Below are 5,898 nucleotides of genomic sequence, written 5' to 3' on the forward strand. Positions count from 1 at the left end.
CTGGGCAGTCTACGTGTGCGTAGTGACGTGATGGAGTGTCGTACTCAACGTGAGAAGTAGCGATTGTGATACCGCGCTCACGCTCTTCTGGAGCGTTATCGATAGATGCGAAATCTTTAGCAACACCACCGTACACTTTTGCAAGTGTAGTACAGATAGCAGCAGTTAGAGTTGTTTTACCGTGGTCAACGTGGCCGATAGTACCAACGTTTACGTGCGGTTTCGTACGTTCAAATTTTTCTTTAGACACAATCGTGTTCCTTCCTAGTTATGATTCGCCACGTTCATTATTGAGCGAGACGCGCCAGAAATTGCTATTTTATGCGCCAACTCTCGTTAGCGCAATATTTGGACGCATTAGATCTTTCAAAAAATGAAAAAAATGCGTTCCTTTTGTTTAACCACGCTCTGCAATGATTGCTTTTGCAACATTGTTAGGCACTTCAGCGTACTCACTAAACTCCATAGAGTAAGAAGCACGACCTTGTGTCGCAGAACGTAAATCAGTTGAGTAACCGAACATGACAGACAACGGAACTTGTGCACGAATTATCTTCAGGCCAGCTGTCCCCTCGTCCATACCTTCGATGATGCCGCGACGACGGTTAATATCGCCAACAACGTCACCCATCCAGTCTTCTGGAGTAGTCACTTCAACTTTCATCATAGGCTCAAGCAGAACTGGTTGCGCTTCAAGTGCACCCGCTCTGAAAGCCATAGAGGCAGCGATTGTAAACGCCATCTCACTTGAATCTGTTTCATGGTAAGAACCATCATATAGTGTAGCTTTGATATCCAGAACTGGATAGCCAGCAAGCACACCATTGTTCATCTGCTCTTCAACGCCTTTAGCTACTGAAGCGATAAACTCTTTTGGTACTGTACCATCGGCAATTTCATCCACGAAGACAAAGCCTTCGCCAACTTCTGATGGTTCCAGTTTCAGCCATACATGACCGTACTGACCTTTACCACCGTGTTCACGGATAAATTTACCTTCCGCTTTCGCTGTTCCACGAATTGTTTCACGGTAAGCCACTTGCGGGTTACCAACGTTGCAGTTCACGCTAAATTCGCGCTTCATACGGTCAACGATGATATCTAAGTGTAGTTCACCCATACCAGAAATCAGTGTCTGGCCTGTTTCGTCGTCCATATCGACGCGGAACGATGGGTCTTCTGCCGCTAATTTACTTAGCGCAATAGTCATTTTATCTTGATCGGCTTGTGAGCTTGGCTCTACAACGATCTGAATAACTGGGTCTGGGAATTCCATGCGCTCTAGAACAATCTTATGGTTCTGGTCACACAGAGTTTCACCAGTGGTTACATCTTTTAGGCCGATAATAGCCGCGATGTCACCTGCTCGTACTTCTTTTACTTCTTCACGCTTATTTGAGTGCATTTGTACAATGCGACCTAAACGCTCACGTTGTTTTTTCACAGAGTTGTAAGCTGTTTTACCGCTTTCAACAACACCAGAGTAAACACGGATGAAAGTTAGAGTACCAACGAATGGGTCTGTTGCAATCTTGAATGCTAGCGCTGAGAACGGTTCTTTGTCGTCCGCGTGACGCTCTGCTTCATTCTCGTCTTCATCGATGCCCTTAATTGCAGGTACATCAACTGGAGAAGGAAGGAAATCAACCACTGCATCTAGAACAGCTTGTACACCTTTGTTTTTGAATGCACTACCACAAGTTGCTAGTACGATTTCATTATTAAGGGTACGAGTACGAAGACCTTGTTTGATTTCAGCTTCTGTCAGTTCACCTTCTTCAAGGTACTTATCCATTAGCTCTTCAGAGGCTTCTGCCGCTGCTTCAACAAGTTCTGTACGATATTCTTCAGCCATTTCTTGCATGTCTGCTGGAATGTCTTCGTACGTAAAAGTCATGCCCTGGTCAGCTTCATTCCAGTTGATTGCCTTCATCTTGATAAGATCGACAACACCTTGGAAGTTTTCTTCAGCGCCAATGTTCAGTTGAATCGGAACAGGAGTCGCGCCTAGGCGGTCCTTGATCTGCTCGATAACGCGCAAGAAGTCTGCGCCAGTACGGTCCATTTTGTTAACGAAAACCATACGAGGAACTTGGTACTTATCAGCTTGACGCCAAACTGTCTCTGATTGAGGCTCAACACCAGATGAACCACAGAACACAACAACGGCACCATCAAGTACACGTAGAGAACGTTCTACTTCGATAGTGAAGTCAACGTGTCCAGGAGTGTCGATGATGTTGATACGGTGATCTGGGAATTGCGCTTCCATACCACGCCAGAACGTAGTGGTTGCTGCTGAAGTGATCGTAATACCGCGCTCTTGCTCTTGCTCCATCCAGTCCATGGTTGCTGCACCATCGTGAACTTCGCCGATTTTGTGAGAAAGACCGGTATAGAACAGAATACGTTCACTTGTGGTTGTTTTACCTGCATCTACGTGAGCAACGATACCAATGTTACGGTACTGCTCAATAGGAGTTTTACGAGCCACGGTTGAATCCTCTTATTAGAGACTTAGGGACTATTGCTATACCTAGGATAAAAATTGCCTGCCCTAGAAATAGCAATAGTTCCTAGCATAAGCATAGGAACTAAAGAAGTGCTGCAAGGAACCTTGCAGCACTAAAAAGGTATTACCAACGGTAATGTGCGAACGCTTTGTTTGCGTCAGCCATGCGGTGAACGTCTTCACGTTTCTTAACCGCAGTACCTTTGTTCTCAGACGCGTCTAGCATTTCAGCAGCTAGGCGTTGAGCCATAGATTTTTCACCACGCTTACGCGCAGCTTCAACTACCCAACGCATAGCAAGAGCGTTACGGCGAACCGGACGAACTTCTACAGGTACTTGGTAAGTTGAACCACCTACACGGCGAGATTTAACTTCTACCGCTGGGCGAACATTTTCAAGAGCTTCTTCAAATACAGCTAAGTGGTCTTTACCAGACTTCTCAGCCATTGCATCTAGTGCAGTGTAAACAATTTTTTCTGCAGTAGATTTCTTTCCGTCAACCATTAGGATGTTAACGAATTTTGCCAGCAGTTCAGATTTGAACTTTGGATCTGGAAGGATCTTACGCTGACCTATTACGCGACGACGTGGCATGGATATTCTCCGTTGTCTTCTTCAGGTTTTTTCCAAAACTTTTCAGAATAATAAATAAAATAGTGTTTGGCCTTACTTAACGATTTCTTTTTAAAAAAGAGAATCAATTAAGACTTAGGACGTTTCACACCGTACTTAGAACGACCTTGTTTACGGTCATTAACGCCAGCACAGTCAAGTGCGCCGCGAACAGTGTGGTAACGAACACCCGGAAGGTCTTTTACACGACCGCCACGGATTAGTACAACACTGTGCTCTTGTAGGTTGTGGCCTTCACCGCCGATGTACGAAGTTACTTCGAAACCGTTAGTTAGACGTACACGACATACTTTACGTAGTGCCGAGTTAGGTTTTTTAGGTGTAGTAGTGTAAACACGAGTACATACACCACGTTTTTGTGGGCACGCTTCTAGTGCAGGCACGTTGCTTTTAACAACTTGCTTTACACGAGGTTTGCGAACCAACTGGTTAATAGTTGCCATTAACTAGCTCCTGAAATTTACTTGAAAGTAAGCTTTGTGAAAAATCTATCCCTAACTACATGTCGCAATTAGGGACGCAAAATTCTATTCAGCAGTGGGATGTGTGTCAAGAAATATACAGATCTTTTTTAGCCGTCTAGAGCTCAGGATGGTCTAGTTTTGACCAAACTGATAGAACACAGCTACCAAGTGACTGATTTGTCGTTTAAAACCGTCAATTCAACAAAGCCATCAAAGCCTATTTGCGGGATGGCTTCAGAGGCCAACTTTTGTAGGCCGCGACTCTCTAAATCGGGTTTTAATACCGACATGTGCTCGACTGCACTGATTTGAGTGAATAACTCATGATTTGGAAGGCAAACATACACTGCATCTTCAACTAACAAGAACTGATCTTGTGGTTGAGAGTAGACGAGTGCAAGCTTTAGTTTATCCGCTGTTTTAACAATATGAAGCATAGCGTTTCCTAGAAAGTCAGTATCTGTTGGCACTGGGCTAACGTCTGCACTAACTCATCAGCTTCAGCGACGGTGACATCAATCAACAAGTCGTCAGCTGAAAGACCAAACTGACTCAGGCTTCGCTGACAAACGTACACCTGTTCGATGTCGTACAGATCCATCAACTTAAACGCCGAGATGTAGTCTCGGGACAGTGTCTGTTCAGGCTGCTGTGCTTTGAGAAGTTGTGTCACACCATCACCAACAAAAAACACGGCGATATCTTCACTATAAGCGGACGCAGCTAATAACGCGTCTAACCCTTCCCTACCCGCAGCGGTAGTATGAGGAAAGCTATTAAATACAAAGGCTAATTTTCTCAAAACTGTACCACTCTGTCTTGCGTGAGTAGCGCTTCCGATAAGCTGCCTAAACCAGCCTGTGTAAATCCAGAAGCTAAGTTAGAGCCACTAAGCTGATGCTGCTCTGCTTCTTCAGAACTGATGATGCCACGTCTTAATGCCGCCGCAACACAGGTCTCAAGGCTCACATTGTGTTCATTTGCCAATTTTTGCCAAGCCGCAGCCAAATCAAACTCATCGTTAGCTGGCACAGTAAGGTCAGAACCATTACTTACGCCATCTTGATAAAAGAATACACTGTGGAGTTTGTGGCCCTGTTGAATCAGAGCCACGGCAAACTGGTAAGCACTTCTTGCTGACTGTGAACCATAGAGAGGTCCATTAACTAGGAGTGTATAGCTTAACAACCCTCTTCATCCTCTGTTTTACGCTGACGGATATATAGGTACACGGTGTGCTTAGAAATATTCAATCGCTCAGCAACACGGTTAATCGCATCTTTGATATCGAAAATACCTTTGTCGTACAGCTCCATCACGATCTGACGGTTCTTGGTATTGTTCGATACTGATTTGTCGGCATTGATCTCTTCAATAGTGCGCTCAACCGTTTGGTCGACAAGCTCTTCAACGTCGCTTGCAAAGTTAACCGATGAGGCAGCTTCGTCTGCGTCTTGTGTCGGCATGAAAGATTGCAGCACTTGTGAGAAAGGCGCATCTAGGTTCACGTTAATACACAGCAGGCCAATCACTCGGTCTTCACCATTGCGGATAGCCACTGTGATCGACTTCATCAACACGCCGCCTTTAGCACGGGTGAAGTATGAGCGTGAGAAGTTACGTTTAGAACCTTCGATATCTTTTAGCATCTTCAATGCAAGGTCAGTAATTGGCGAGCCAACCTGACGCCCCGTATTCTCACCGTTAGCAATTTTAATTGCAGAGGTGTTGAGGTCTTCTAAAGAGTGCAAAACGATCTCACAAAATGGGCCAATTAGACTCGCAATGCCGTCTACCACCGCTTCATAAGATCTTAGAATGATTTTATCGTGTTCACTGAATGGCATGACATTGACTGATTCCATTTCAAGTAACACATCTGCATTGACTGTTTCTGTAGTAGTCACTTATTCCTTACCTTCGTGTGAAAAATCAACAAATTTATGTAAGTTTATCAGAAAATTTTAATTGCACACCTAGCTAACATTGCAACTAGTGATTTAGAACAAGTTTAAAAATCAAATACTCATATTCGAATCATAAAAAAAGGTTCATCGCGGATTAGCGGGAACTAAAAACAAAAACGGTAGTAAGTGATATGGTTTAGTCGCCAAACAAAAATCATACACAAACTACCGTTTTCATGCCGAATCATACTTTCCTATCTTCATTCTGGGAAGGCTTTAAAATAGTAAAGTCTCACCAGACAGCATCACTTATTACACTGACTCTTAAACCTAACTCTGAGGCTAAATGCCTTTGCGGTCTTGAAGCCGAGGCTATCCATG

At 44.3% G+C, this 5,898-nt stretch carries 8 protein-coding genes; all 8 read right to left on the reverse strand.

Going from position 1 to position 5,898, the window contains the following annotated elements:
• Positions 1 to 250, reverse strand: a 250-nt coding sequence (locus L1D55_RS26610; protein ID WP_230849494.1) for a GTP-binding protein, incomplete at its 3' end; no start/stop codon positions are given.
• Positions 251 to 397: 147 nt separating this feature from the next.
• Entirely contained in the window at positions 398 to 2,494 is a 2,097-nt protein-coding gene (gene fusA, locus L1D55_RS26615; RefSeq protein ID WP_102425870.1) for an elongation factor G, read from the reverse strand.
• Positions 2,495 to 2,636: 142 nt separating this feature from the next.
• Entirely contained in the window at positions 2,637 to 3,107 is a 471-nt protein-coding gene (gene rpsG / locus L1D55_RS26620; RefSeq protein WP_004737195.1) for a 30S ribosomal protein S7, read from the reverse strand.
• Between the two features lie 107 nt (positions 3,108 to 3,214).
• Positions 3,215 to 3,589, reverse strand: a complete 375-nt coding sequence (gene rpsL / locus L1D55_RS26625; RefSeq protein ID WP_004737194.1) for a 30S ribosomal protein S12 — start codon at positions 3,587 to 3,589, stop codon at positions 3,215 to 3,217.
• A gap of 182 nt (positions 3,590 to 3,771) precedes the next feature.
• Positions 3,772 to 4,047, reverse strand: a complete 276-nt coding sequence (gene tusB, locus L1D55_RS26630; RefSeq protein WP_128159248.1) for a sulfurtransferase complex subunit TusB — start codon at positions 4,045 to 4,047, stop codon at positions 3,772 to 3,774.
• An 8-nt stretch (positions 4,048 to 4,055) separates the two neighbouring features.
• Positions 4,056 to 4,412, reverse strand: a complete 357-nt coding sequence (gene tusC / locus L1D55_RS26635) for a sulfurtransferase complex subunit TusC (RefSeq protein ID WP_239919453.1) — start codon at positions 4,410 to 4,412, stop codon at positions 4,056 to 4,058.
• The gene (gene tusD / locus L1D55_RS26640) at positions 4,409 to 4,798 is read right to left on the reverse strand and encodes a sulfurtransferase complex subunit TusD (protein WP_239919454.1); all 390 of its coding nucleotides are present in this window, start codon (positions 4,796 to 4,798) and stop codon (positions 4,409 to 4,411) included. Before tusD ends, tusC begins: the two co-directional genes overlap by 4 nt.
• Complete coding sequence (locus L1D55_RS26645) at positions 4,792 to 5,517, reverse strand: transcriptional regulator (protein WP_004737190.1); 726 nt, start codon at positions 5,515 to 5,517, stop codon at positions 4,792 to 4,794. The genes tusD and L1D55_RS26645 overlap by 7 nt, the downstream gene beginning before the upstream one ends.
• Between the last annotated feature and the right edge of the window lie 381 nt (positions 5,518 to 5,898).

The sequence above is a fragment of the Vibrio sp. Isolate22 genome (assembly GCF_022398115.1).
Classification (GTDB): Bacteria; Pseudomonadota; Gammaproteobacteria; order Enterobacterales; family Vibrionaceae; genus Vibrio.

Bases quoted from the DNA above. Each gene is read 5' to 3' on its own strand.
- rpsL (WP_004737194.1), bottom strand. From the start codon at position 3,589: ATGGCAACTATTAACCAGTTGGTTCGCAAACCTCGTGTAAAGCAAGTT.
- rpsG (WP_004737195.1), bottom strand. From the start codon at position 3,107: ATGCCACGTCGTCGCGTAATAGGTCAGCGTAAGATCCTTCCAGATCCA.
- tusB (WP_128159248.1), bottom strand. From the start codon at position 4,047: ATGCTTCATATTGTTAAAACAGCGGATAAACTAAAGCTTGCACTCGTC.